Origin of the sequence: Paraglaciecola sp. MB-3u-78, from assembly GCF_002835935.1 — a bacterium.
Taxonomy (GTDB): Bacteria; Pseudomonadota; Gammaproteobacteria; order Enterobacterales; family Alteromonadaceae; genus Paraglaciecola.
Genome location: NZ_PJCF01000003.1, coordinates 423,273 through 448,250 on the forward strand (window position 1 = coordinate 423,273; position 24,978 = coordinate 448,250).

The following is a 24,978-nucleotide window of genomic DNA, read 5'->3' on the forward strand; positions in this document are numbered from 1 at the left end:
CGTGACCACCAGTGTGCAAAGCTTATCTAAACGTGAGCAGCTTAATTTTTTGTTAACTAACCGTATTCCAAGACGATGGCTAACCTTTTTTATGGGCTGGTATAGCCAAATACAAAGTCCACTATTAACCAAGTTTTCAATATGGCTATGGTCTTTATTTGCCGAAGACTTAAGGCTTCAAGATGCAAAACAACAACATTTTACGAGTTTAGGTGACTGTTTTACCCGTGAGTTGAAAAACGGATTAAGACCAATAGCCAAACACCCAGAGCGAGTGGTGAGCCCATGTGATGCCATTGTTGGCGAATATGGCGATATTCAAGGCACTCAAATTTTTCAAGCTAAAGGTTTTCCATATGATATTAGCGAGTTAATTCCAAATATTCATTTAAACCATAAATATCGTAATGGTAAATACGTCACTCTGCGTTTGAAATCCAGTATGTATCATCGGTTTCATGCACCCATTGCATGTTCGGTGAGTAAAGTGACCTATATTTCTGGGGACACTTGGAACGTCAATTCCGTTGCGCTCAAACGGATAGAAAAACTATTTTGTAAAAACGAACGAGCGGTAGTTGAATTACAAAACAATCACCCAGGCAGCAGTATTACATTAGTGCCAGTGGCCGCTATTTTAGTGGCGAGTATGAAGTTTAACTTTTTGCCACAAACCTTAGATTTAAAATACCAAGGTCCGAACGATATTCCTTGTGATGTTCAGTTTGATAAAGGTGATGAAATGGGCTATTTCCAGCATGGCTCTACCATTATTTTATTTGCCACCAGTAATTATCAATTTTGCGAAGGCATTGAAAAGGGTAAAGGGATAAAAATGGGGCAACCACTTCTGACCGGGCATCTAACCAGTTTTCCATAATATTAATACGGTGCAAGTTAACCGATGATTTTAACTGACTAACCACTAATAGGTAACGACATGACCTTTTTTGAAGAACTACAAAAACAACGTTGGGATGACCACCGCTATTATCACCACAATAGAATTAACCAATTTTTACACTTACTCAGCGCCAGTTGTTTTATTGCGAGCTATATTTTGGTGTTTTATTATCCCGCGGCTGCCGCTTTAGTCGGCTGGTTGTTGGCCATGGTGCTACGTCAAACAGGACACTTCTTTTTTGAACCAAAGAGCTATGACGAAGTGAGCCAGACCACTCACAGTTATAAAGAAAGTGTCAAAGTGGGCTACAACCTAAAACGTAAAGTGGTGCTGTTATCCATATGGGCATTAGTGCCTATTGTGCTATTTTTTGAACCCACATTTTTTGGCATATTTACTGCTAACACTAACATCAGCGACATCAGCGACATCAGCGATATCAGCGAATTTGTGAATAACATGGCGATGATATGGTTAGTGGTGGGGTTAGGCGCGATAGTCTTCAGAACCGTACATTTGTTTGTACTAATGGGGGTGCAATCTGGATTCGTCTGGTTTAGCAAAATTGCCACAGACCCCTTCCACGACATTAAAATTTACCATAAGTCTATGTACTACATTCTGAAAGGCGAGATGTACGACAATATGGATGATTGGTACGAAGACGTGTCTTTTGAGAACAAAGCTGAGTTTTTTAAAAAATTGTGAAATTGATGGCAGGAACATCACAGAAATATCAGCCCGGTTGGCGGCTCCTCCTTTGGCTCTGGCATGCCCCCCAGAAGGATTTCCGGGAGGGAAGTGTGTAAACATTAAGTTATTCAGAGACTCATGCCCAGCCACAGATAAGCCAGCACACTTATCACACCCACCAAGAGCGAGTAGGGGAGTTGAGTTTTTACATGATCTATATGATCCGATGCGGCACCAGTGGATGCCAAAATTGAGGTGTCCGACAAGGGGGAGCAGTGATCCCCAAATACGCCACCGCCAGCGGTGGCCCCCAGCGTTGCATAGACCAATGTCGACATCTCACCTCCGGAAAAACTGAAGGCCAGTGGCACGGATATAGGGATCATAATGGCGTAAGTACCCCATGAGCTGCCGGTGGAAAAGGCAACAATGCCAGAAATAATAAACACCAGTACCGGTAAAACTGAGGGTGTTAGCCATGTCTCAGTCACCGAAACAATGTAATCCGCAGTATTCAGTGCAGCAGAAAGATCGTTAAGGGCATAGGCAAAAGCTAGGATCACCACTGCTGGCATGATGCCCTTAATGCCCGACATCGCCGTCGAGGTGATCTCTTCCAGAGGAACACCTTGGATACGCATAATGATTGCCAAAGCAAAGACCGCCAACATAAAAGCCTCCAGAGGTTTAGCACTGGAGGTCAATATTACCGAAATCAAGGCGAAGCCAATGACCAGAAACACCGGGAACACAAAATTCCAAAACAGGCTTGTGCGGATCCCCTCTATCGGCTTTATGCCTGTCAGCTCATCAGCCATAAGGGGCTGCCCGCCATCGCGCACCGGCTTGCCCTCTTCCATAGCACGACGTTCAGCGGTTTTCATCGGACCGAAATCCGGTATTGTGCCTGAAGCTATTAGACCCACCATAATCACTGTGAGTATTGGGTAAATATTGAAAGGAATGGCGGCCATGAAAAACAGCATTCCATCACCTGCATCAGCAACCGGCCCCATGCCTATTGTGAGCCCAGCAACGAACACCGCCCAACCCGTAAAAGGCACCAGAATACTTATTGGGGCAGAAGTAGAGTCGCAAATATAGGCCAGCTTTTCTCGAGAGATTTTGTAGCGATCCGCTAGACCGCGCATGGTAGACCCCACAAACAGCGGGCTGAAATAATCACTGAAATACACAAACATCCCCATAAACCACGAGATTAACTGGACACGCTTGCGATTCATCTTCCTGCGTTCAATAAATAGGGAGAAATTGGCTATTGCACCGGTGCGCTGAAAAAATGCCAGAAGTATGCCGATGAAAAACTCCAACAATAAAATCCACGAAAAGCTCTCGGTACCTAGTGCTCCTACCAACAATTTGGGAAATCCCAGCAGACCCTCGCCTGCGACAAGAACGCCGACAAGGCAGGCTACTGCTAACGAGAACACGGTATTACGAGTGGTAAATGCCAATATAACCGCAACAGCAGCAGGCACTAAGGACAGAGGGCCAATATAGTCTGTAACTTCCATAATCTATTCCATTTAAAACTGACGTGAAGGTAACAGTAATACCAGAGCATCCAACATAACATACCTGTTCATTACGGCAAATCTCCAATCTTAGAGTTACCGAATTGAGTGCTTATGAGGCGGTAAATTAATTAATTTTCTAAATGACGTTCTGATTTGGTTTGATACTCACTGGTATGCTGAGTTCGCAGATGTGACTCGCCACCCTAATCGGAGGGTGGGGTTTTGAATCGTTATATTGACTTGTGTTGTTTGTCTTAAGCCCGTTTGAGTAAGACTCTTGCCGTGCCCATGCCTCGCAGTCGCTGATGTTTGGTATACCGTGTTGTGAAGCAAGCAACTTGACCTTTTTTTCTTTTTTACGACCATTTTTATCGACTCAATGGATGTTTTCCCCAGCATTTAAGCCAGGAACATTTGGGAACGGGAAATCCGACCTTGTGAATTATTCAAACAAAAGAGTCGACTATTTTCGGTAGAGCGAATGAACTTATTTATCCTAAGTTCATGTCTTATTGGGATTAATTTACTTAACGTGTCCATATGACATCCACCACTCCCTTTATGGATAATAAATCGCTTTTACTATACTTAATTAGTTCACCTTGATTGAGGTGCCATGGATAAAGGCCCGCATTATATAATAATTCCAATAAAGCCTCTGGCGCAATCTGGTGATTTCGCATGATATCCATCTAGAAAACCGAGACGAATAAAATAATGTCTATTAGATGAAGTTAACGAATCTGACATTATTGAAAAAGTGTTAGTTACTCATTCAATGTACCGCCCACTTTTGTGCGTGGGACCACACTCTATCAGGCTTAAAAAAGGGTTGTGTACATGAGAGAGTTTTGCCAAACACACCGAGACTTTTACTTGCAGGGTATAACCGTCGACACAATCAAGAGCCATAAAATCCTGAGATGCGAAGTGGCTTTGCACTTCCCGAATATAATTTTGATGCCCGCTATCATCGTTATCTAAAAGGGACCTAATCACACAGGATTGCAACAGCCAGACTTAGATTGAGTTTATATGTTGAGCAAATATCACTCCATTGCGTCGATGAAAATTGGAGTGAACTTGATGCTTAAATTCAAAGTGGGTCTGAATAAGTATGTTAATATGGGCACCTAAACAGTTAAATTTTTTTAGGACACACCGATGAATAAGTTATACCGTTTATCTGTCACTATTATTACTTTAAATGAAGCTGACCGAATTGAACGTTGTTTAGAATCTGTTAAAGATCTTGCCGATGAAATTATTGTGTTTGATTGTGGCAGTACTGATGCCACTTTGGATATTGTTCGTCAATATACAGATAAAATATGGCAGACTGACTGGCCTGGATACGGTGTGCAAAAACAAAGGGCGCTCGCACAGGCTCAGTATGACTGGGTGTTAGCTATCGACGCCGATGAAGCACTTGACCCAGAGCTGCAAGAAAGCGTACGAAAACTTTTGTATGAACCCAGAGGCAACAAAGTCGCCATCAAAATGCCTTGGGCCGTGACTATTTACAATAAACGCTTGGATCACGGTCGTAGTGCGCGCTCGCCACTTCGCATGGTTTGGCGTGAAGGTGCTTCGTTCACAGATGACGCTGTGCATGAAAAGATAGTTCATGGGGCTGGTGAAACGGTCACTTTAAAAGGCCGCTTACTCCACTTTACACACCGTAATTATGGTCATGCTAACGATAAAAACACGAAATATGCTTGGTTAGGCAGCCAAAAGTATTTTGCCAAGGGTAAACGTTGCCACAGTTTATTCAGTGCTTTACTTCGAGGTTTTTGGACCTTTAATTTAGTTTATTTTATTCGGGGTGGTGTTCTTGATGGCTCAGTTGGATTTTTGATTGCCATGAATTATGCACAAAATAGTTACAACAAGTATGCCGGATTGTGGACTCTAACACGCATGGAAAAGCTCGATAATAAATCTAAGAAGGCAGAGAGTACTTAGTTTTTATTCCTAATCTCACACTATTATTTTAAGTTGGGTGTCATCCTTAGATTTTTTTGGGGTTTGGCATCACGTCGATTTAAGAAACAAGCTTAAATAATTCGTTTTAGTGTCTACACCTAATATGAACGACAGTATGCCTAAAATACCCCTTAAGCCAGCCATAACAATAATCAAGAAGCATCTTCCAATTTGATGCTTTTTTTGCTTATCAAGCTGCGTTAATCGACGTATGTGGTTGTGTAATGTCTGTGTTGAAGCGTTTAATTTCCCCTTGCCAAACGGTAGCCTAAGAAATTTATTAAACATTTTTAGTGGAGCTGCTATCAGTAAGCATATCAATTGCCAGCGATCTTCCTTAAGTTGCCACTTCGGGGGCTTGTTTGACCTTGACCGTTTGATTACAGCAAGGTGCTGAATGTCTGCTTTTGGAGAAAACTTATTTTAGATGCTTCACACAAGGTGATTTTTGCTTTTAGAATCGTGCTTTTTATTGCCATCTGAGTCAGCCAAATATTTTTATATACACTGAGTATAGAAGCGCTTAAGGTTGTGTAAACGAGTCACTAAATACAGTTAATAAACTATTATATTTACTGCATAGTGCAGTTCACTTTAGTCTCTAAACCATTGTTAGACATTGATCAGTCTGGAGTATTTAATGTTGAAATTATACGGTTCTACTACTTCTCCCTATGTACGCCGTTTGCGTATATGGTTGGCGAATACTGAACATGAATTTGTCAATCTGCAGATCTTTTCGGAACAAGACAGGCAGGTGCTTGCGGCCAAAAATCCTACTATGAAAATACCCATGTTAGAGGATAGCTCTGATGACACTACGAAGGTCATTTTTGATTCGAGGATCATCTATCGTTATTTAACCGATAAGTTTGATGATCCGTTACTGAACTGGGAGCAAGAAAACCAACTAACCCTAATTGATGCAGCTAACGACTCTTTGGTGCAAATGTTTATTTTGACTAATTCAGATATTCAGCCTGACGAAGATAAGCTATTTTTTAAGCTGCAAAAAGAGCGAGTCAACGGGGTATTAGTGCACTTAAATGAAATGGTGGCGAGCCAACAGTTCACCAGTTGGAACTACCCTGCGGTATGTTTGTATTGTTTAATTGATTGGATCGAGTTTAGGAATTTGCATAATATGCAGGGCTTAACCGACTTGTTGGCATTCCACGATGACAATGCCCAACGCATTGAAGTGACCGCCACCGACCCCCGCAAATAAACAGGTAATCCCAAATGAACGAATCACAAAAAACCGCCGCCGAAGCCGCTGCTTTTAGACGCTTACTCAAACACTTAGATGAAAACAAAGACGTACAAAATATTGATCTGATGATATTAGCCGACTTTTGCCGTAACTGTTTATCAAAATGGTATATGGCAGGGGCCCAAGAGCAAGGCGTTGAGATAAATTACGACCAAGCCAGAGAAGCGGTCTACGGTATGCCTTATAGTGAATGGAAGGCTAACCATCAACAACCTGCAACACCAGAGCAGTCCGCTGCTTTTGAGGCGCGACAATCGCTTTAAACATAGCGCCTAGTCACATTGATAGCTAAAGAAATATTGTGAAACAGTGATGCTAAGCTGGAACCCTCCGGTTTAGGATTGGCTATATTGGCCAGTGAATGAGATGTGATTAAGCTAAAAATATCAGATCAAACCGATCCTATTGTGGCAGCAAAAGCCGTGTCGGATTTATTCAAGTTGCGCCATGGGGAGGCTGATGATTATCAGCTGGTTATCCTTACCGCTTTGTTAGCTTAACAAAAACAAATTCAGCAAATCTTTAACATCGTTGTGGCCTGTGTAGCAGGTATTTCGTTGTTGGTGGGCGGCATCGGGATCATGAACATCATGTTAGCCAACGTACTTGAACGAACCAAAGAAATTGGCTTACTTCGCGCTGTCGGTGCAACTCAATAAAATATCAAAATGCAGTTTATCGCTGAAAGTTTCACTATTTCAGTATTAGGTGGGCTGTTAGGCATAGCATTTGGTCTTATCTTATCCGAAGTCATCGGCTTTTATTCTGGTTGGGCGGTAAGTTGGTCAATCACCGCCATTTTACTATCTTTGAGCATTTGTAAGGCGGTAGGCATTGGTTTTGGTGTGTATCCGGCTATCAAAGCCTCGCAACTGAATCCTATTGATGCTTTACACAGTGATTGATATACGGAATGGTATAAATCCAGAACCGTTTGTTTGTACAATTTAGAAATGACCTTTGTGGTACAAAAACGTACAGTAAGAGCCTAAGTTAGCCCGTGAATTTGACTTTATAGGTCCATCATAAAAGGGAATCCGAATGATTAAGTTTGTACCATGGTTACTGGTTGTGGCCAGCATGTTTATATTGCCTAGGTCTATTGCTCAGCAAACCCGCTTGTTAAGACAACCGAGTATCAGCGATAGCCATTTAGCGTTTGTTTATGCAGGTGATATATGGATAACCGACTTGTTGGGGCAAAATAGCAAAAGGTTGACCAGTACCGCTGCAATAGAAAGCAACCCACACTTTTCTCCTGATGGGCAACGTTTAGCTTTTTCATCTAATCGTTCCGGTACTAACTCGGTTTATGTTATGCCCAGTAGCGGCGGTCAGGCCAATAGATTGTCATGGCATGCCGCCAGTGGCAGTGTGCGTGGATGGACACCCGATGGTCAACGAGTACTCTTTGCTTCCGGTCGTGACACTGCGCCTAGGCCTATTAATCGTTTGTGGACCATCTCTGTTGATGGTGGACCGGCTGAGTTAGTACTCCATCAATGGGCATATAATGGTGCGTACTCCGGGGATGGCAAACACATGGTCATCGACCGTATGTCTCGTTGGGATGGTGAATGGCGTAACTATCGAGGTGGACAAAATACACCTTTAGTGGTGGTTGATTTGGCCAGCCTCGAAGAAACCATGATCAACAGTGATTCCACCATCGATATTGAGCCTGTTTGGGTCGATGACACGGTTTACTTTTTGTCAGACCGAGATTGGGTATCTAATATTTGGTCATATTCTGTGAAACGAAAAAAACTTAAACAAATCACAGAATTCAAAAATGCTGATATCAAACAATTAGCCACCAATGGTAAACAGTTAGTATTTGAACAAAATGGTGATTTGTTTACCTTTGATTTAGCCAGTGAAGAACTTCAAAAACTATCCATTGCAGTGACCGGTGATTTTCCTTGGGCTGAAACCCAATGGCAAGATGTGGGAGAAAAGGCAGACTCAGCTTCGTTATCACCTACAGGAAAACGCGCCATCATGGCCTCCCGTGGTGAGATTTTCACAGTTCCGATTGAACATGGCAGCGTGCGTAACCTCACGCAAACTTCTGATGCTGCAGACCGAGCGCCCATTTGGTCACCTAAGGGTGATCAAATTGCTTGGTTTTCTGACAAAGGTGAACAAGGTTATCAGCTGTTGTTGAAGTCTCAAGACGGTTTGTCTGAACTACAAGCGATAGCAATAGGCGAGTCAAAAATGGCCTGGGAACCCACATGGTCTCCCGATGGCAAGTACATCGCATTTGTAGATGATGATGTGCGTATACGTTTGTTAGAATTAGCGACTAAAAACATCATCACCGTTGATACGGGTGGAAACAATTTAGAGCGTGGTCGCAATGATTTGGCCTGGGCACCAGACTCTAATGCTTTAGCTTATGTGAAAACTGCTGATAATGGCTTTCAGCAAATCAAAATATATTCTGTCAATTCTCAAGACACGCACTTTTTGACCAATAAATTTGCTAACTCGATGTCACCGGCATGGGATCAAAATAGCAAATATTTGTATTTCTTAGCCAGCACCGATTATGGCTTGAATAGCGGCTGGGCCAATACCAGCTCAATGGCAGCTGATTCGGAGTATGCCCCATATATTGTGAGCTTATTAGCAGATGAAACCTCACCATTTGCCCCACGCAGTGATGAAGAAGGCACCGAAGAAGATGAACCTAAAAATGACGATGAGAAAGATTCAGAAGTAGCAGATGAAACCCAAGACAAAGACGCAAAGGCGACAGAAAAAGAAACGGTCGAAGCAATCAAAATAGACTTCAAAGAAATTGAAAGGCGTATCTTACCTCTGCCTATGCCAGCAGGAGAGTATGCTTTTACTCTGACCGCGCCACAAGGAACGGTGTTTTTTGCCAAAAGGCAATGTGAAAACAGGGATCTAGCATTGCTTAAGTTCGACTTGAAATCACGAAAAGCTGAATCTTTTATGGAAGGTATTCAGTTAGCGAGTATTTCAGCCGATCATAAAAAATTGTTAGTCAAAAAAGGCCCTAAATGGTTTGTGGTGGATGCTGATAAATCCACCGCTAAAACCGACAAACCTTTAGAGACCAAATTGATGATGAACCTTAACCGTCAACAAGAATGGCGACAAATTTTTGTAGAGGCATGGCGTTATCAGCGAGATTATTTTTACGATAAAAATATGCACGGACGTGATTGGGATGAGGTGTTTGGTCGCTACGAATCCTTAGTGAAACATATAAAACATCGCGCTGATTTAACCTATTTATTGGATATGGTGAACGGTGAATTGTCTGTAGGCCACAGTTTTGTGTTTGGCGGCGATTATCCAAAAACACCAAAGGCCAGTGCCGCTTTACTCGGAGCAGATTTAATCGTCAAAGAAGGGCGCTGGCAGCTCGACCGAATATTTACCGCCGAAAGTTGGAATCCTAAATTAAAAGGCCCATTAGATCAGCCGGGTTTAAAGCTAGCCCAAGGGCAATATTTGGTTGGCGTAAATGGTAAAGAATTGACTAGCGCAGATAATCCTTATAAATTTCTGGACGGAACAGTCGATCAGCAAACGGTATTGCATATTAACGATAAGCCCAGCTTTAGCGAAGCGTGGCAAATTACAGTGAAACCAACGGGTAACGAAACAGCATTAAGGCAACGAGCTTGGGTAGAAGACAATCGCAGATTGGTCGATAAGTTATCTGATGGCAAGTTAGCTTATGTGTGGGTACCCAATACGAGTTCGCCAGGGTTTGTTTCATTTAATCGGTATTTCTTTGCCCAGCAAGATAAATTAGGTGCGGTAATTGATGAACGCTTTAATGGTGGTGGTTTGTTGGATGATTACATGGTCGATTTAATGAACCGAAAACTTCGTGCTGCGCTGACTAATGAAGTACCTAACGGCAAACCCTTGTTGTTGCCTGCGGGGATTAAAGGGCCAAAAGTGTTACTTATTAATGAGCTCGCTGGCTCTGGTGGTGATTATTTTCCTTGGGCGTTTCGTCAACAAAAAGTAGGCAAGCTAATTGGCGCTCGTACCTGGGGTGGGCTGGTGAAATCATCGGTGCATTATGCGCTCGTAGACGGTGGAGCCCTCACTGCCCCAGATAACGCGGTGTTTGACCCAGTGAACAACAAGTGGGTGGGTGAAAATATCGGTATTGCCCCAGATATTGAGGTATATCAGGATGCTCAATCGTTGGCAAAAGGTGATGATCCACAATTGCTCACAGGGGTGAAAGAATTGATGAAACAGTTAAAACAGATTGAAACTAAACAGGTAACACCACCTAAATATTCAACGCCGGCTATTCAAAATTAAACAAATGAGTGCTTAGCAGCGTAGAAAAATAATCAGGCAGATTCAGAACATCGATTTGCCCAACCAACAAGTTAAGCGGAGAGTGTGATGAGTCAAAGTATTAAGATTAACGATAAGAGTTATCCTATCGATGTAGAGGGTGACATGCCCTTGTTGTGGTTTTTACGGGATAAACTCGAGCTAACAGGCACCAAATATGGTTGTGGTATGGGAATATGTGGTGCCTGTACCGTCCATTTAGATGGACAAGCCGTGCGCTCTTGTGTGATGCCCGTTTCTTCTGTGGCAGGTAAAAGTATCACTACTATTGAGGGATTGTCTGCAACGGGTGATCATCCACTGCAAAAAGCATGGTTAACCAATAAAGTGCCACAATGTGGTTATTGTCAGTCTGGACAAATCATGAATGCTGCTAGCTTTTTAGCCACCAATAAAACCCCTAGTAGCGACGATATCGACAATGCTATGCAAGGGAATATCTGCCGCTGCGGTACGTATCAACGGATCAAACAAGCGGTGTCCGATGCTGCTGACGAAATGTACAAGGAGGCTTAACATGACTGCTTCAAACCCCAATTCTGTTTTAAATAAAAACACGGTATCTAATCAAAGTCGACGTCAATTCCTTAAACAATCAGGTATAGCAACAGGTGGTTTAGTGTTGGGTATCAGTTTGCCGCAAACTACTATCGCCGGTTTTAAAATGGGCGAAGACAGCACCTTTAATCCCAATGCATTTATTCACATCGCCGACAACGGCGACACCTTAATCTACTGTGGCCGCTGTGAAATGGGCCAAGGTATCAGTACGGCTTTACCTGCTGCGGTAGCGGACGAACTCGAAGCCGACTGGACTCGGGTGAGCATTAAACAAGGTGAAGGTAACGAAGAGAAATACGGCTCACAAGCCACAGGTGGCTCGGCCAGTATTCGTACTATGTACATTCCTATGCGTGAAGCAGGCGCCGCAGCCAAAGTTATGTTAGTGGCGGCAGCAGCTAAAGTGTGGGGCGTATCAGCTGAAGAATGTATGGCTGAAAACCACTATGTTATCAATAAGAACAATCAACAAAAACTCAGTTATGGCGATTTGGCAAGCCTTGCCGCCAATGAGTCAGTTCCTGCTAGCGTTACCCTAAAAGAAAAGAAAGATTTCAAATATATCGGCAAAGATATCGCTAGGCATAATCAAGGCGACATAGTGGTAGGCAAATTAACCTACGGCGTGGATACCAAAATGCCTGGGTTAAAATATGCCGCTATGATCCACTGCCCTGTGATGGGCGGTAAGCTAAAAAGTGTTGATAAAACAGCAGCCATGGCAGTCAAAGGTGTGCTGGATATCATCGAAATTCCAAGGTTTGAAGTGCCATTCGGATCCCTTGGTGGTGTAGCAGTCGTGGCAGACAATACTTGGACTGCGCAACAAGCCCTTAAAAAATTAAAAATTGAATGGGATTTAGGCGAGCACCAAAGTTATGACACTAAGGCCTATAAAGCACAGCTAGTCAAAAATGTAGAAAACCCAGCTCAGTTAGCGGCCGAACGAGGCGATCTTGCTAAAGCTTTTGCAGAAGCCGAGCATGTGATGAAAGCCACTTACACAGGTGGGCATTTGTCTCACGCACCCATGGAGCCCAATGCTTCCGTGGTGTGGGTACAAAAAGATAGCTGTGAAGTATGGGCCGCCACACAAAGTCCCGGCGATATCCAAAAAGTATTAGCGCAATACTTAGATCGCGACCCGAAAGATATCTACGTCAATGTGACTATGGCGGGTGGTGCGTTCGGGCGTAAGTTTAAATGTGACTATGTGCACGAAGCCGCAGTATTGTCCCAAGCAGTGAATGCGCCTGTGCAACTTATTTGGTCTCGGGAAGAAGATATGCGCACTGGCTATTATCATTCGATTAACGCACAGCATATTGAAGCGGCGGTGGACAAAGATGGTAATGTCACAGGCTGGTTACACCGCGCTGCCTTCCCCGCTATTGCATCTTTGTTTGACCCATCACTTGATAGAGCACCGGCCAATAATTTAGGTGATGTGGATAATCATCCTTTTGGTATCGCCAACTATCGCAGTGAAACAGGTGAAGCAAAAGCCCATACTCGTATTGGTTGGTACCGTGCTGTTTACGCCATATTTTATGGGTTTGCTTTTGGTAGTGCTGCCGATGAATTGGCTCACAAAACCAAAAAAGATACCCTCAGCTTATTAAATAGCATTTACGACAATAACAAAAATCCCGAACAAGCTGAGCAAGTCGCACGCTCAAAAGGTGTGTTAGCCATGGCAACTGAAAAGTCTGGCTGGGCTAACCGGAGTAAGCTACCTAGCAATCAAGGATTAGGTATAGCTGTGCATTATAGTTTTAATACTTATGTGGCTATGGCTGTGCGGGTAGAAGTTAACGGGGATGACATCAAAGTGTTAGAAGTGGACGCAGTTGTAGACTGCGGTCAAGTATTAAACCTTGATAGTGCCACAGCGCAAATGGAAGGCGCAGTGGTTATGGGTATGTCGTTATCATTACGCACCGAAGTGGTGTTTAGAGAGGGCGCTGTGGTCAACTCAAACTATCATAATTACCCTGTGCTACGTATCAACGAAATGCCTCAGGTGAATGTGCACTTCGTGGAAAATGACTTTAAACCCACTGGTTTAGGTGAGCCCGGTCTAGGGCCCTTTGCCCCAGCATTAGCCAATGCCGTATTTGCCGCCTCGGGTAAACGTTACCGAGATTTGCCATTTAAACCTATGTCGGTGTAAGTTTGGGTCTTAACTGATTGAAAAGCCGCTATTTAGATAGCGGCTTTTTTTTGTGGAATATATTAGTCCGATCCACTTATTCTTTGTCAAACCCAAATGCCAACGGCAGTAACTCTGTAAACTTAACGGTTTTTAGTTCACCCTTTTTAGTTGCCATATGTACCTCTGTCTGGGCATCCGCAAACTCAGCTATTTTTTGTCGACACCCCCCGCAAGGTGGGCAGAAATTATCGTTGGGGCTGGCGATTAGGATGTGTTTAATGTGTTTACTACCCGAAGCAATCATGGCCGAAATAGCGCCTGCTTCGGCGCATTGGCCCAATGGATAAGCAGCATTTTCTACGTTACAACTGGCATGGTGTTGCGCGTTTTCATCAAGAATAGCTGCGCCCACATAAAAATTTGAATAAGGCGCGTGGGCATTTTTTTGTGCTTTAGTGGCTAGTGCCAAAAGTATTTTGTGTTCGGCTGTTAGGTCAAGTGCCATAAAAATCAGACTTCAAATTTAACTCGGCCAAGTAGTTTGCTTTATTTTAGGCGTGAGATTCAAGTTTAATTCACGTTTTAACACTACAGGTACTGGGGCAACTTTACTTTTACAGGGAAATAAGCGACTCTAAGTCACATCACTTCTTATTGTTTTTGACTATTTTAAAGGGTTGTAGTGAAACCTAGGCTCAGAATTGGAGTCATATAAATAATCTATTTTTTCAGGTAAAACTTCTCTACTCATATGCATAAACATCTCAGTACCATCATATTACTTAGCGCATTCTTATTTGGTTGTGCAAACAATAGCGGTTCAATGCAAGGCAACAGGCAAATGGGCAACTTGTTATTGGCCGAGCCTGCTCCAATGAATCCGCGCTCACAATTAGCCATTGCTCGTTATAGCCATATTTTGGCTAATACCGATTTAGAAGATGAGCAAAAAGCACAACTGTTGCATCAGCGTGGTACTTTATATGACAGCGTGGGTTTATCTGGTTTGGCACAATACGATTTTAATCAAGCCATTAGTTTCAAGCCTGATTTGGCTGAAGCCTATAATTCTATGGGGGTACATTACACTCAGCAAATGGATTTCATCCAAGCTTACGAAGCCTTTGATGCCACCTTAGATATTAATCCAGATATGGAATTTGCATTTTTAAACCGCGGTATTGCCTTATATTACGGTGGACGCCCCGACTTGGCAGTGCGTGATTTTGGTACCTTTTATAACAGAAATGCATCAGACCCTTATCGTGCCCTTTGGAACTATCTGGCTTCCAGCGAAATAGATAAACCAAAAGCGATGATTGAGTTAGCTCAGCAACGTAAAAATTTAGATGAAAACAACTGGGCTACTCAGTTGGTGGATTTGTATCTCGAAACAATAACCGAAAGTGAACTGTTAAACTCGCTGATTAGCGGTGTAACCAGCCAGCAACAATTGACTGACAGATTGTGTGAAGCCTATTTCTATTTAGGTAAATACCACTCTGCAAGAGGCAACACAGGTGTTGCGTCAAACTATTTTAAACTCGCGTTAAGTACTAATGTATTCGAGTATGTTGAACACCGATACGCTCGCCTAGAACTTAATTTATTACGTGATGAAGCCAATAAAACCGCTACAAACGAGATAAAAAACCAATAAAGATGACTATATTGACCAAATGGGGAATAGCCTTAGTGTGTGTGCTCGTCCTTATTTGGCTTATGGTTAATCATTACTTTCTAGATATTTCCCCTACACAACAAAATCTACTTTCTTCGAAGTCATTATCCAATAAAGTGGCTGAACAACAACTTGCCCATGGCCTTGCACTATGGCGGAATAAAAAGTACCAAGAGTCGGCACAGGCATTTTCATCACTTGGGTCACAAAATCTGAATGAGGATCTGCAATCTTTAACTAGGTTGTATCAGTATCACGCTACTGCCTTTAATAAAAATCGAAACTCTGACTTTATGCAGCAGCTATCTAGTTTGCCTGATAACTGTAAACAAAAATTATTGTTTGTGACTGCCGATATAGAATCATTAGTGCAAGCTGAAAGTGTTAGGTCACGTTTTGCCCAAGACCAACGCCTGAAGTCTTTGCCTATTTGTATCTATGACGTGACTTGGTTTGATCCTGTTGACATTGTCTGCGAAGAAAATTGGCACCAAAGCGGCCGATTAGGCTGTCAACTATTGTCACTCGCCGAGAAACTAAAACGCTTACCTTTTACGCATTTAGTGATGTTTGCTAACAAAGGCAAAGCCAACGTTCACAACGGTGTGATGTTTCTTGATCGCCAAGACACCTACGATGTGTTTATTCACGAGTTAGCCCACTTCTCAGGTTTTATCGATGAATACCCACTCAGTCAAGGACTCGCAAAACGTGTATGTGCTGGCGTCGATGCGCCCAATATAGTGTTTAAACAGGCACAACAATTGGAGGTAGATAGACAATATTGGCAGTCAATAGGCCTGCAAAATAACACTGACATATTTGCTGCTAGAACTTGCGATAATCATTCTACCCAAGCGTTTAAAGCATCCAAGCAACTAACGTTTATGGAATATCACGATACCGGCTTCATTCCTAATAGCTATTTAATCGCATGGCAAAGGCAACTGCACACCACACCTAATCAACCATCGGCTCATATTAATTTTGCTCAGTTGTATGAGCAGTCTAATAACCTATCAGAAAGTCAGTTTTGGCGAGCGAGATACCAGCAGTACTTATCTGCTTCTACAAATAAGATCAATATTCTTTAACTTCCTAATATGTTAATTGCATTACAAATGGGTATAATACCCGGACGTTTTAACAGTACCATTAGTGCCTCATATAGTGCCTCATAAAAATATGTCTGAGTTATTTTCTGTAAAAAACATTGCGTACCCTTTTCCGGCCAAGCCCGTTGCATTGAGTCATCTGCAACAGCAACAATACGTCCAGGAAATCAAAACGCTGCTTAAACAAAATAATGCTGTCTTAGTTGCGCATTATTATACCGATCCAGAAATCCAAGCCTTAGCCGAAGAAACCGGCGGTTGTATTTCTGACTCATTAGAAATGGCCCGTTTTGGACGTGACTGCGAAGCCGATACCTTGATTGTTGCTGGCGTACGATTTATGGGCGAAACCGCGAAAATTCTCAGTCCTGAAAAAACCGTATTAATGCCCAACTTAGAAGCCACGTGTTCACTAGATCTTGGCTGTCCTGAGGATCAATTTTCAGCTTTTTGTGATGCCCATCCCGATCACACAGTGGTGGTGTATGCCAATACCTCAGCGGCGGTAAAAGCCCGTGCTGATTGGGTGGTGACCTCAAGTATTGCCTTAGACATTGTTGAGCATTTAGACTCGCTGGGCGAGAAAATTATTTGGGCACCGGATCGCCATTTAGGCGCGTATATTTCCAAACAGACCAGCGCAGATATGTTGATGTGGCAAGGTGAATGTATCGTACACGACGAGTTTTCAGCTAAAGCGCTGTTAGATATGAAATACCTCTATCCTGATGCGGCTGTTTTAGTGCATCCAGAATCGCCAGCCAGTGTGGTCGCAATGGCTGATACCGTTGGTTCAACTACTCAGTTGATCAATGCAGCAAAAAACTTGCCCAATAGTCATTTTATAGTGGCCACCGATCGCGGTATTTTTTACAAAATGCAGCAAGCCGCACCAGGTAAAATATTGTTAGAAGCCCCAACAGGCGGCAACGGCGCAACCTGCAAAAGCTGCGCCCACTGCCCATGGATGGCCATGAACGGCTTGCAAGCTATCCACCAATCATTAACCGATAGCAGTGGTCACGAAATTTTTGTGGATGAAGCTGTGCGTCAACGGGCATTAATACCCTTAAATCGTATGCTCGACTTTTCTGCTGAATTAAAAATGCAAGTGACGGGTAACGCCTAGTTCGATTGTTTTGGGTTTTTTGCAAGATAGATTAACAAGATAAAAGCCAGCTTAGCTGGCTTTTTCATTTATAGCCCTCATACCACTGTAGTATTGTATACCAATGAGTATAAGGAAGTGACTACTCAGCGAGTTTTAAAGGAGCTTAACGCTCGGCGCCCGATCAAGGCGCGTGAATGCAGGAATAGTGGTGCTCTTTCAAATTCATGCAACGCAGAGTAAGCTCCTTTAAACCTCGCCCTTTGGGAAAGCCTCAGCCGATTTTGTGCTGCGTTCTCGCTACTTGAAAGGGGATTGCCATTCCTACGTAGCGACGCCTTGCCCAAAATCGACTGAGGCTTTCTGAGAGAGCAATTCTTTATACTGATTGGTATTAATATTAGGAGTGAGTGTAATGCCAGATTTAAGCCGTTACAAAGGCATAGTGTTTGATATGGACGGAACCCTGATTGATTCAATGGGTGCACACGGTATAGCTTGGCAACAAACCTGCGAAAAATATGCTTATCCTTTTGATAGTGATTACATACACAATCTTGGCGGCGTGCCCACCAGAGACATTGTTAAACTACTTAATGAAAAACATGACCTAAACCATGACCTAGACGAAGTCACCGAAACAAAACGCCTAGCGTTTATCGATCTTAATGATAGCCCAAGTATTATCGACGATACATTCCAAGTTATGCTTAGGTACCAAGGCAAACTTAAAATGGGCGTAGGTACCGGATCAGAGCGTAATAACGCCATCCAAATGCTGACCGATACCGGATTGCTAGAGCGTCTTGAAACTGTTGTTACTGCATCCGACGTAACACATGGCAAACCCCACGGAGAAACTTTTATAACAGTCGCCACAAATATGGGGTTACAGCCAAGTGAATGTGTGGTGTTTGAAGACACCGAAGTAGGTCGCCAAGCCGCCCAAAATGCCGGCATGGACTGCATAATGGTTATCAACGGCAAGATAGTCTTGCCAGAATAGACAGGCTGATTTTCGTCAGTCAGTAGCTTTTTGCACGTTATTAATGGGAATTTGAGTAATAAATCACCGCATCACCCCTTTGGTTGCAGTTATTACTTGCGCAGCCAAGCGGTTTTCCCTAACATACGCGCCTCTTTTGTAGGAGTGGCTTAAGTGGCCAATAGCCAACAGACTGCAAAAGAGTAAGAACCAAAGCGCACGCCAAGCGCCAAGTTGAATGACATCAACTTAAAGTAAATAGGTAAAGATTTTAAAAGTTTTGGAGAGGTGGGTTAAACCACTGTCTTTAGGAGCCCAGCTCCGCGTGGATTAACATCGAGTCATGGAAGATGAGATTGGGTGCATATCATCATGGACGTGTATGGGATACCCCGTATTTGACTAGTTTAAAGTGGTCATAAAAGTTTAAAAGTTTTGGAGAGGTGGCCGAGTGGCTTAAGGCGCACGCCTGGAAAGTGTGTTTAGGGTTAAACCTAACGTGGGTTCGAATCCCACCCCCTCCGCCAAATACAAAAGAACCCGCATCAAGCGGGTTTTTTTGTGTTTGGCGGTGCTGGTTGGAATGAGTACCCACACGGTTCGACAAATTTGTCAGGAACAAATTTATTCACCACGTCCATGTGGTTCACCTGCTTCGCAGGCCAGCTAAAGCTGTTCTAAGTTGCTCCTGCAACTTTTTGTGGACATGCGAAGTTTAGCATGGTCGCGAAGCGATGAAATACATGGATGTATTTTACAATCCCAAGCGGACAAACTGTTGCCAAAATCACAGTATGTAGCGGGGCTTTTTTGTATTCAATGGTTTGGCCAAACACTTCAATATGCGCATTGTTCATCAGTTTTGCGGCATCGGCCCAGTTAAAAAAGCCAAGTAACTTCCCAGCTTGCAACAATCCTTCGGTACATACTTTAACTCATCGTCTGGTTGCCCTTTGTGGGTGTTGGTGAACACCTGCACCAATTGGCTATAACAATAAGCTGAATATTCTTGGTTGTTCATGACTCACCTCCGTTTTCCCTACCAGTTGACGAGTCTCGATTGTTTGTCATATTGAGTGAACAACTTAATATTTGGTTTAGTTCAAGCAAGGTTGTTTGGTATTACATTGTCTGCTTTTAGTACCACCTCAAAGAGGTAATGCATTTTCATTACCATTTCTTTCAAACTACGCTTAAATCCTATTCTATTAATAGAGGTCTTTATGGCTCAAATTGCTTTAGAAACTGAATCAACCCTAACAGACCGTTTCCAAACTACTGTGCCGAGCCCTGTTCGTAAGGCATTGCGTTTAAGTAAAAAAGCCAAGATCAAATACGCTATTCAGTCTGACGGTAGCGTTGTTATATCTCGTGCTGAAGCAAAACAAAGCGATCCTGTTCTTGGGGAGTTTTTGTCGTTTATTGCCAATGATATGCAGGCTCATCCTGAAAGACTAAAACCGCTTACAGCAAGTATGCGTGAAAGCGTGGAATCACTGGTAGAGGTTGTAGATATTGATTTAGATGCGCCATTACCGGATCAGGACGACCTTGTCTAACAGTATCAAAATGGTTGTAAACGGTTGGACGCTTTACACACATCCATTATTTGCTGAACAGCATTTAACCCTTAAAACTCACGTTGAAGCCCTTAAAGAAAAACAGCCAAAAGCTTACCGTAAAAAGAATGCGACCAAACGATTAGCGGCTATTCAAAGGCTAATCTTTCAACTTATTCCACAAGATCCAACTCACCCTGAATTTCGTCAAGGAAATACCTTAGGCGAAAGCAATAAACATTGGTTTAGAGCTAAGTTTTTTCAGCAGTACCGATTGTTTTTTCGCTATCACCAAGAGTCCAAAATAATTGTTTTTGCTTGGGTAAGCGACGAGAAGAACAAACAAGCCTGTGGCAGTAAGGTTGATGCTTATCGGGTGTTCGAAAAGATGTTAAAAACCGGTACTCCTTCTGACGGATGGGATGATCTTTTAAAAGCGGCCAAGAAGCATACCGACTCACCATAAACATTTAGCTAGTTTTTCCTCAAGAGTATTGTCAGGCCCGTGCATCGAATTATTTTGACGCTAGTGAAAAGCAGACTGCAGCTGCATGGAACAGATAAAAGCAGTAGCTAGAAAACGTAAAAAAATGAACCACAGAGAACAGAGGTAAAGTAATTTGGATGGGTGATGTCCATGTAATTAAGAAATTGAAACGCAGCGAGCTACTTAATTTTATGCGGCAGAACACTATTTAGACGTCAGCCCCCACTCAGATGCTTACATGGGGTAGCTACAGTAAATCCTTGTTGTTTTTCTTTCGGGTATGAGAATAGAACAGCTCCATAGCACCTATAAATGAATGGTTGTTTGTCCAAAATTCGGGGTAATCGCCTTGTTTCTTTATCAGTGCCGCTGAAATTTCAATAATGCTATCGTTATCGGGATGAGCTAAAGGCCAAATGTTTTCCGGTGCTGCTGCAGTTCTTTGCTCTCCTTCAACACCTTCAGCTCCTTCAAGATTTACCCCTTCGTCATCAGTACTTTTAACATTCAAGGGCATCGACCAAAATTGGTTTAATTTGGCAGTTGGATACACTATTGGCTGAGGGGATTTCTGGTTTAAGGCGTTTGTTTCTCGCTTAACATGTGTCGGCGTATACATATGCTGCTGATATTCCATTTCAACACTTTCAGGCAAGCTTAAGTGTTCAGAAAAGGCCTGACCTAGTTCCGTTTTTTTTAGTTCTGTATGTAGTTCTTCTGGGGGCAGTCCCCGTAGTTGAAACAACAACATGGGACGTGAATCTAGTATATTGGCAATACGATAATAGACCCCTGCAATGTGTTTACAGGGATTGCTGTAGTCTGGACAACTGCAGCTGGCCTCTACATCATCATATGATGTAGGTAGTAAGCGGTCACTTTCGAAGGCGTCCTCAATATTAGCTGGTATTTCGTTTAACATCAGTTTTGACAACCACAGCGCATTGCCACTTATGTTTTTAATGATCCTTTGCCACTGTAATGGCTTTATTTGATCAAATTTAAGCACCACTTTATACCTTGGCTCCTCTGTTACATTAAAATAATGATTAACGTTACCTCGTATAGTGGCTTTTATTTCATTTGCGCTAATGTCAAAGTCCAACACGCGACTATCTGTTCTATAGGCTTTACCGCGCTGCAGTCGGCCGGGATCAATATAAGTTTCTAGGGCTTGCACAAATGCGCCACCCCACCAACTTTTATGTATTAGTTTTGCTGCCATCGTTTACGTCCTATTAGTCTTGTTTGCTGAGTTGAATAAGCTTGATAAATGACTTGGCGTTCAAAGACGTTAGCCATGATTCGTCGTTACCTACTATTGAGTCGGCTACTTTTTGTTTATCCACTAGCATTTGATCGATCTTTTCTTCTACCGTGCCTAAGGTGATAAATTTATGGGCAAATACTGTTTTTTGTTGACCAATTCGATAAGCGCGATCGGTCGCTTGGTTTTCTACCGCAGGGTTCCACCAGCGATCAAAATGTATAACGTGATTGGCCTTAGTGAGTGTTATTCCCACGCCGCCCGCTTTTAATGACAATACAAAAATACTGGCGGGCGAATTTGGCTCTTGAAATTGCGCGATCATCTCTTCACGTTTTTTACGGGATGTCCCACCATGAAGGTAGTGGGTGTTAAAACCTAAGTGAGTTTTTAACAAGGTTTGCAGCGCATCACATATCTCTTTAAATTGACTGAAAATAAGAAGACTTTCGCCATTATTAATCGCTTCTTTGGCTAGCTCGGTGAGACGTTGTAATTTTATCGAACGTTCAATACTAAATTCACTGCCGTCTTGCAACAATTGAGCGGGGTGATTACAGCACTGCTTTAAACGCAATAACGCCGACAAGAAAATTATTTTATGCTCGCTGGTTTCTTGGGCCTCATTAATACTTGCTTCAACTTCATTCACAATAGACTGGTATAAGGACGCTTGTTCTTTGGTCAGCTCGCAATAGACTTTTTGCTCAATTTTATCAGGCAGATCTTGAATTATGTTTTTATCTGTTTTCAAACGGCGCAAAATAAACGGTTCGACTAAATTTTTAAGAATACTGGTTTTTCTAAGGTCGTTATCTCGCTGTACCGGGATTTCATACTCTTTTCTAAAGGTCGCGCGAGTGCCTAATATTCCTGGATTTAGAAAGTTAAATAAAGACCATAAGTCCATCAATCTGTTTTCAATCGGTGTACCGGTTAAGGCAATGCGACTATTCGCTTGGATAGCATAAATAATCTTGGTTTGCGCCGCTGAGGGATTTTTAATATTTTGCGCTTCGTCAATGATCAAACGTGACCATGTCGCACTGTGAAACAAAGCTTTATCTTGTCGTATCAATCCGTAAGAGGTGATCACCACATCGTTATCCGCCATGATCTGACTCAGATCTTCTTTTTTAGTTCGCTTTGCACCATGGTGAATAGTCGCTCGAATACTCGGAGCAAATTTCTCTAATTCTTTAAGCCAATTCCCAATAACCGACGTTGGTGCAATTAATAGGGCCGCTTGTTGTTTAGGGGCGTGCAATAACAAAGCAATAACTTGCATGGTTTTACCTAGGCCCATGTCGTCAGCCAAGCAGGGGTTCATGCCTAAATTTTCTAAATAACTCAGCCAAGACAAGCCCCTTAATTGGTAAGGTCTTAACTGAGCGCTTAAGTTGTTGGGCTGATCTATTAAGGCTAACTGGTCTTTATTCTTCAAACTTAACAACATGTTATTGACGGCATCATCAAGCTCAATACTATATTGCTCTTCATTGGCTGCCATGATTAACAAGTCTTTTAAATTACCGCTGTCTTTATCTCGTTGAGAGCTCTCGATCAGTTTCTGCATTTTGGCCATTTCAGGGGGATCAAGTTGCATCCACTGACCCCGAAAATACACTAGCTCAGACTTAGACTCGATTAACTGCTGCCATTCTTTGGCGCTCACTTCGTCTTCGCCAATGGCATAACGATAATTAAAATCGATTAACGCATCCTGACTTAAATAAGCAGGCGCGGCGGTATTACCAGAGTTTTCCCCAGCGCTAGGCTTTTGGCTACCGCGCATTTTTATTTTGGCTTTTAAACGTCCTGATGCCGTCCACCATGAGGGAACACTAATTTTATAACCGCAAGCATGTAAGGCCCAGGCATCTTCTTTTAAAAAGTCAAAGGCTTGATCGGTAGTCAAAATAATTAAACGCTGTTGCATATTCTGGGCGAATACTTGTTCCAACAAGGGATATATTCTGCAAGCGTAGCCAAGTTGCAATAATAAGTTTCGCTCAATTGACGTGCCTAACATTTGGCTAAAAAAAGCGTGTTTAAGGTCTTTTTCTTGCCAGAATTCAGCCAAATTAATCATAAAAGAAGGGTCAACTTTCGCTTGCAACAGCACTTCTAAACCCCAGTCAATACCATGATTTGATGTTGCTTCATTAAGCCTAAAACATAATTGAAAAGGGGCGCCAAATTGGTCGTAATTTAAATTGTTATGCCACAATCGCCACGACTTCCACTCCTGTTCAGTGGCTTGTGCTTGTTTATAGTTGAAGCTACTACCAATAAAACTGTCTTGCAGCTGTTTATGCACCGTATTGGGATAAACAGTCTTGTTGATCAAATTATTTAACACCACTTCAGAAAAATGTTGTAGTACAGCAATAGGCATTAAGTTCATATTTTTAAACAAGGCATCATCAACCAAGCAAGCTGAAAAAGGCATGAAAGGAGCTATTTGCCGCATGCGTTGTTGATAGTCTGCTGACAATGGCTGCCACTTATTATGAAACTCGACTTTAGTTTTTATTTTTTGCGCGATCATAAAAGGAATATATTGGTCTTTTTGGATAACAGTGCTTAATTCAACTGCCATTTTTAGCCAAAATTTTGCATCATCAGCCAGTTGCAGATCATCTTCAAAATAATAAGACAGGAAATTAAGCTCTTTCAAAAAAGCCAGTGGCTGCTCTATTTTTATCACATTTAGTACAAAGCTCGCCATACCTGCATAGGTACCATCGTCCAGGCCATCCACATCGACGCTTAAGTTGACGATAATAGGCGACGGTATTGGCCGCTTGGCATGATCACATGGCAGTTGCACGGTGATGTGCTCAATGACGGCATCATGGGATGTTTTCTTCGTGAATGTTCGTTTTTTAACCGGTAAAAATCGATCGAAATACTCACCAAACCATCTAACTAGAGTCGCCTCCGGTGCCTGAAAAGGGTAAAATTCGTTGTTTTTTGAGTCGCCACCGCTAAGCGCTGATTTAGTCTTAGCGCTTTTGGCTTGCTCTAACCACAAATACAAACAACCCGTATTATTAAAGTCGTTGCTTATTTGTTGCCAAAATAAATGGATGATTTGCACTTATTCTTTACTACTTTGATTTTTGATAGGTGTATTTTATGTTTATCAAGGCTGCCTTGGCTAGGACTGATTCTTGTTGGGGCGTAACACGTTTTAATCACCGCTAGTTTTGCTATCGGTCTTGAATATGACAACGTAGTAAAATAAGATAAAAATCAAGGATGTACGCAATAACATTGTCCCAATACACCGCACTTT

The 24,978-nt window shown here is 42.6% G+C and carries 19 protein-coding genes, 1 tRNA gene and 1 pseudogene; 16 read left to right on the forward strand and 5 right to left on the reverse strand.

Features of this window, described 5'->3' with window-relative positions:
- Window position 1 precedes the first annotated feature (1 nt).
- Together asd and CXF95_RS05800 are read left to right on the forward strand one after the other, a co-directional pair.
- Window positions 2–880, forward strand: coding sequence for an archaetidylserine decarboxylase (gene asd, locus CXF95_RS05795; protein WP_101197796.1), 879 nt, complete (start codon window positions 2–4; stop codon window positions 878–880).
- 60 nt (window positions 881–940) lie between these two features.
- Window positions 941–1,612 carry a hypothetical protein gene (locus CXF95_RS05800; protein ID WP_101197797.1) on the forward strand — a complete coding sequence of 224 codons (672 nt, stop codon included), beginning with the start codon at window positions 941–943 and terminating at the stop codon, window positions 1,610–1,612.
- A gap of 113 nt (window positions 1,613–1,725) precedes the next feature.
- Here the strand turns inward: CXF95_RS05800 and CXF95_RS05805 are convergent, their stop codons facing one another.
- Window positions 1,726–3,132 (reverse strand): Na+/H+ antiporter NhaC family protein, encoded by a 1,407-nt coding sequence (locus CXF95_RS05805; protein ID WP_101197798.1) that lies wholly within the window; start codon window positions 3,130–3,132, stop codon window positions 1,726–1,728.
- Window positions 3,133–4,299: 1,167 nt separating this feature from the next.
- Here CXF95_RS05805 and CXF95_RS05815 point away from each other — a divergent pair.
- From CXF95_RS05815 to CXF95_RS05850, 7 genes and pseudogenes are all read left to right on the forward strand, one after another.
- Window positions 4,300–5,103: a glycosyltransferase family 2 protein gene (locus CXF95_RS05815; protein WP_101197799.1), complete on the forward strand. Its 804-nt coding sequence runs from the start codon at window positions 4,300–4,302 to the stop codon at window positions 5,101–5,103.
- A gap of 661 nt (window positions 5,104–5,764) precedes the next feature.
- Window positions 5,765–6,352, forward strand: a complete 588-nt coding sequence (locus CXF95_RS05825) for a glutathione S-transferase family protein (RefSeq protein WP_101197801.1) — start codon at window positions 5,765–5,767, stop codon at window positions 6,350–6,352.
- A 14-nt stretch (window positions 6,353–6,366) separates the two neighbouring features.
- Window positions 6,367–6,660 carry a DUF1244 domain-containing protein gene (locus CXF95_RS05830; RefSeq protein WP_101197802.1) on the forward strand — a complete coding sequence of 98 codons (294 nt, stop codon included), beginning with the start codon at window positions 6,367–6,369 and terminating at the stop codon, window positions 6,658–6,660.
- A gap of 108 nt (window positions 6,661–6,768) precedes the next feature.
- Window positions 6,769–7,302, forward strand: a pseudogene (locus CXF95_RS05835) (ABC transporter permease); the annotation flags it as partial.
- A gap of 136 nt (window positions 7,303–7,438) precedes the next feature.
- The gene (locus tag CXF95_RS05840) at window positions 7,439–10,720 is read left to right on the forward strand and encodes a S41 family peptidase (RefSeq protein WP_101197803.1); all 3,282 of its coding nucleotides are present in this window, start codon (window positions 7,439–7,441) and stop codon (window positions 10,718–10,720) included.
- Window positions 10,721–10,807: 87 nt separating this feature from the next.
- Entirely contained in the window at window positions 10,808–11,275 is a 468-nt protein-coding gene (locus CXF95_RS05845; RefSeq protein WP_101197804.1) for a (2Fe-2S)-binding protein, read from the forward strand.
- Between the two features lies 1 nt (window position 11,276).
- Entirely contained in the window at window positions 11,277–13,493 is a 2,217-nt protein-coding gene (locus tag CXF95_RS05850) for a molybdopterin cofactor-binding domain-containing protein (RefSeq protein WP_101197805.1), read from the forward strand.
- Window positions 13,494–13,569: 76 nt separating this feature from the next.
- On the opposite strand, the gene cdd is transcribed toward CXF95_RS05850, so the two are convergent.
- Window positions 13,570–13,980: a cytidine deaminase gene (cdd, locus tag CXF95_RS05855; RefSeq protein ID WP_101197806.1), complete on the reverse strand. Its 411-nt coding sequence runs from the start codon at window positions 13,978–13,980 to the stop codon at window positions 13,570–13,572.
- A 246-nt stretch (window positions 13,981–14,226) separates the two neighbouring features.
- Here cdd and nlpI point away from each other — a divergent pair, with 246 nt between their 5' ends.
- The 5 genes from nlpI to CXF95_RS05880 all read left to right on the forward strand — a co-directional run bounded on the left by nlpI (window position 14,227) and on the right by CXF95_RS05880 (window position 18,891).
- A complete protein-coding gene (gene nlpI / locus CXF95_RS05860) occupies window positions 14,227–15,135 on the forward strand; it encodes a lipoprotein NlpI (RefSeq protein ID WP_101197807.1) in 909 nt (302 codons plus the stop codon).
- Window positions 15,136–15,137: 2 nt separating this feature from the next.
- Entirely contained in the window at window positions 15,138–16,250 is a 1,113-nt protein-coding gene (locus CXF95_RS05865) for a hypothetical protein (RefSeq protein WP_101197808.1), read from the forward strand.
- A gap of 91 nt (window positions 16,251–16,341) precedes the next feature.
- Complete coding sequence (nadA, locus tag CXF95_RS05870; protein ID WP_101197970.1) at window positions 16,342–17,400, forward strand: quinolinate synthase NadA; 1,059 nt, start codon at window positions 16,342–16,344, stop codon at window positions 17,398–17,400.
- A gap of 394 nt (window positions 17,401–17,794) precedes the next feature.
- The gene (locus tag CXF95_RS05875) at window positions 17,795–18,385 is read left to right on the forward strand and encodes a beta-phosphoglucomutase family hydrolase (protein ID WP_101197809.1); all 591 of its coding nucleotides are present in this window, start codon (window positions 17,795–17,797) and stop codon (window positions 18,383–18,385) included.
- Between the two features lie 416 nt (window positions 18,386–18,801).
- Window positions 18,802–18,891: transfer RNA gene (locus CXF95_RS05880), tRNA-Ser, on the forward strand.
- Window positions 18,892–19,220: 329 nt separating this feature from the next.
- On the opposite strand, the gene CXF95_RS29500 is transcribed toward CXF95_RS05880, so the two are convergent.
- Window positions 19,221–19,385, reverse strand: coding sequence for a hypothetical protein (locus CXF95_RS29500; protein WP_157828083.1), 165 nt, complete (start codon window positions 19,383–19,385; stop codon window positions 19,221–19,223).
- A 202-nt stretch (window positions 19,386–19,587) separates the two neighbouring features.
- Between CXF95_RS29500 and CXF95_RS05890 the strand changes: the two genes are divergently transcribed.
- Both CXF95_RS05890 and CXF95_RS05895 read left to right on the forward strand, forming a co-directional pair.
- Window positions 19,588–19,923, forward strand: coding sequence for a type II toxin-antitoxin system PrlF family antitoxin (locus CXF95_RS05890; RefSeq protein WP_101197811.1), 336 nt, complete (start codon window positions 19,588–19,590; stop codon window positions 19,921–19,923).
- Window positions 19,924–19,933: 10 nt separating this feature from the next.
- On the forward strand, window positions 19,934–20,389 hold the full coding sequence (locus tag CXF95_RS05895) for a type II toxin-antitoxin system YhaV family toxin (protein ID WP_101197971.1): 456 nt from the start codon (window positions 19,934–19,936) through the stop codon (window positions 20,387–20,389).
- 268 nt (window positions 20,390–20,657) lie between these two features.
- Here CXF95_RS05895 and CXF95_RS30400 read toward each other — a convergent pair whose 3' ends face one another.
- Window positions 20,658–21,635 (reverse strand): SWIM zinc finger family protein, encoded by a 978-nt coding sequence (locus CXF95_RS30400; RefSeq protein WP_232787669.1) that lies wholly within the window; start codon window positions 21,633–21,635, stop codon window positions 20,658–20,660.
- A gap of 13 nt (window positions 21,636–21,648) precedes the next feature.
- Window positions 21,649–24,780, reverse strand: coding sequence for a DEAD/DEAH box helicase (locus tag CXF95_RS05905; RefSeq protein WP_101197812.1), 3,132 nt, complete (start codon window positions 24,778–24,780; stop codon window positions 21,649–21,651).
- Window positions 24,781–24,978: the final 198 nt, after the last annotated feature.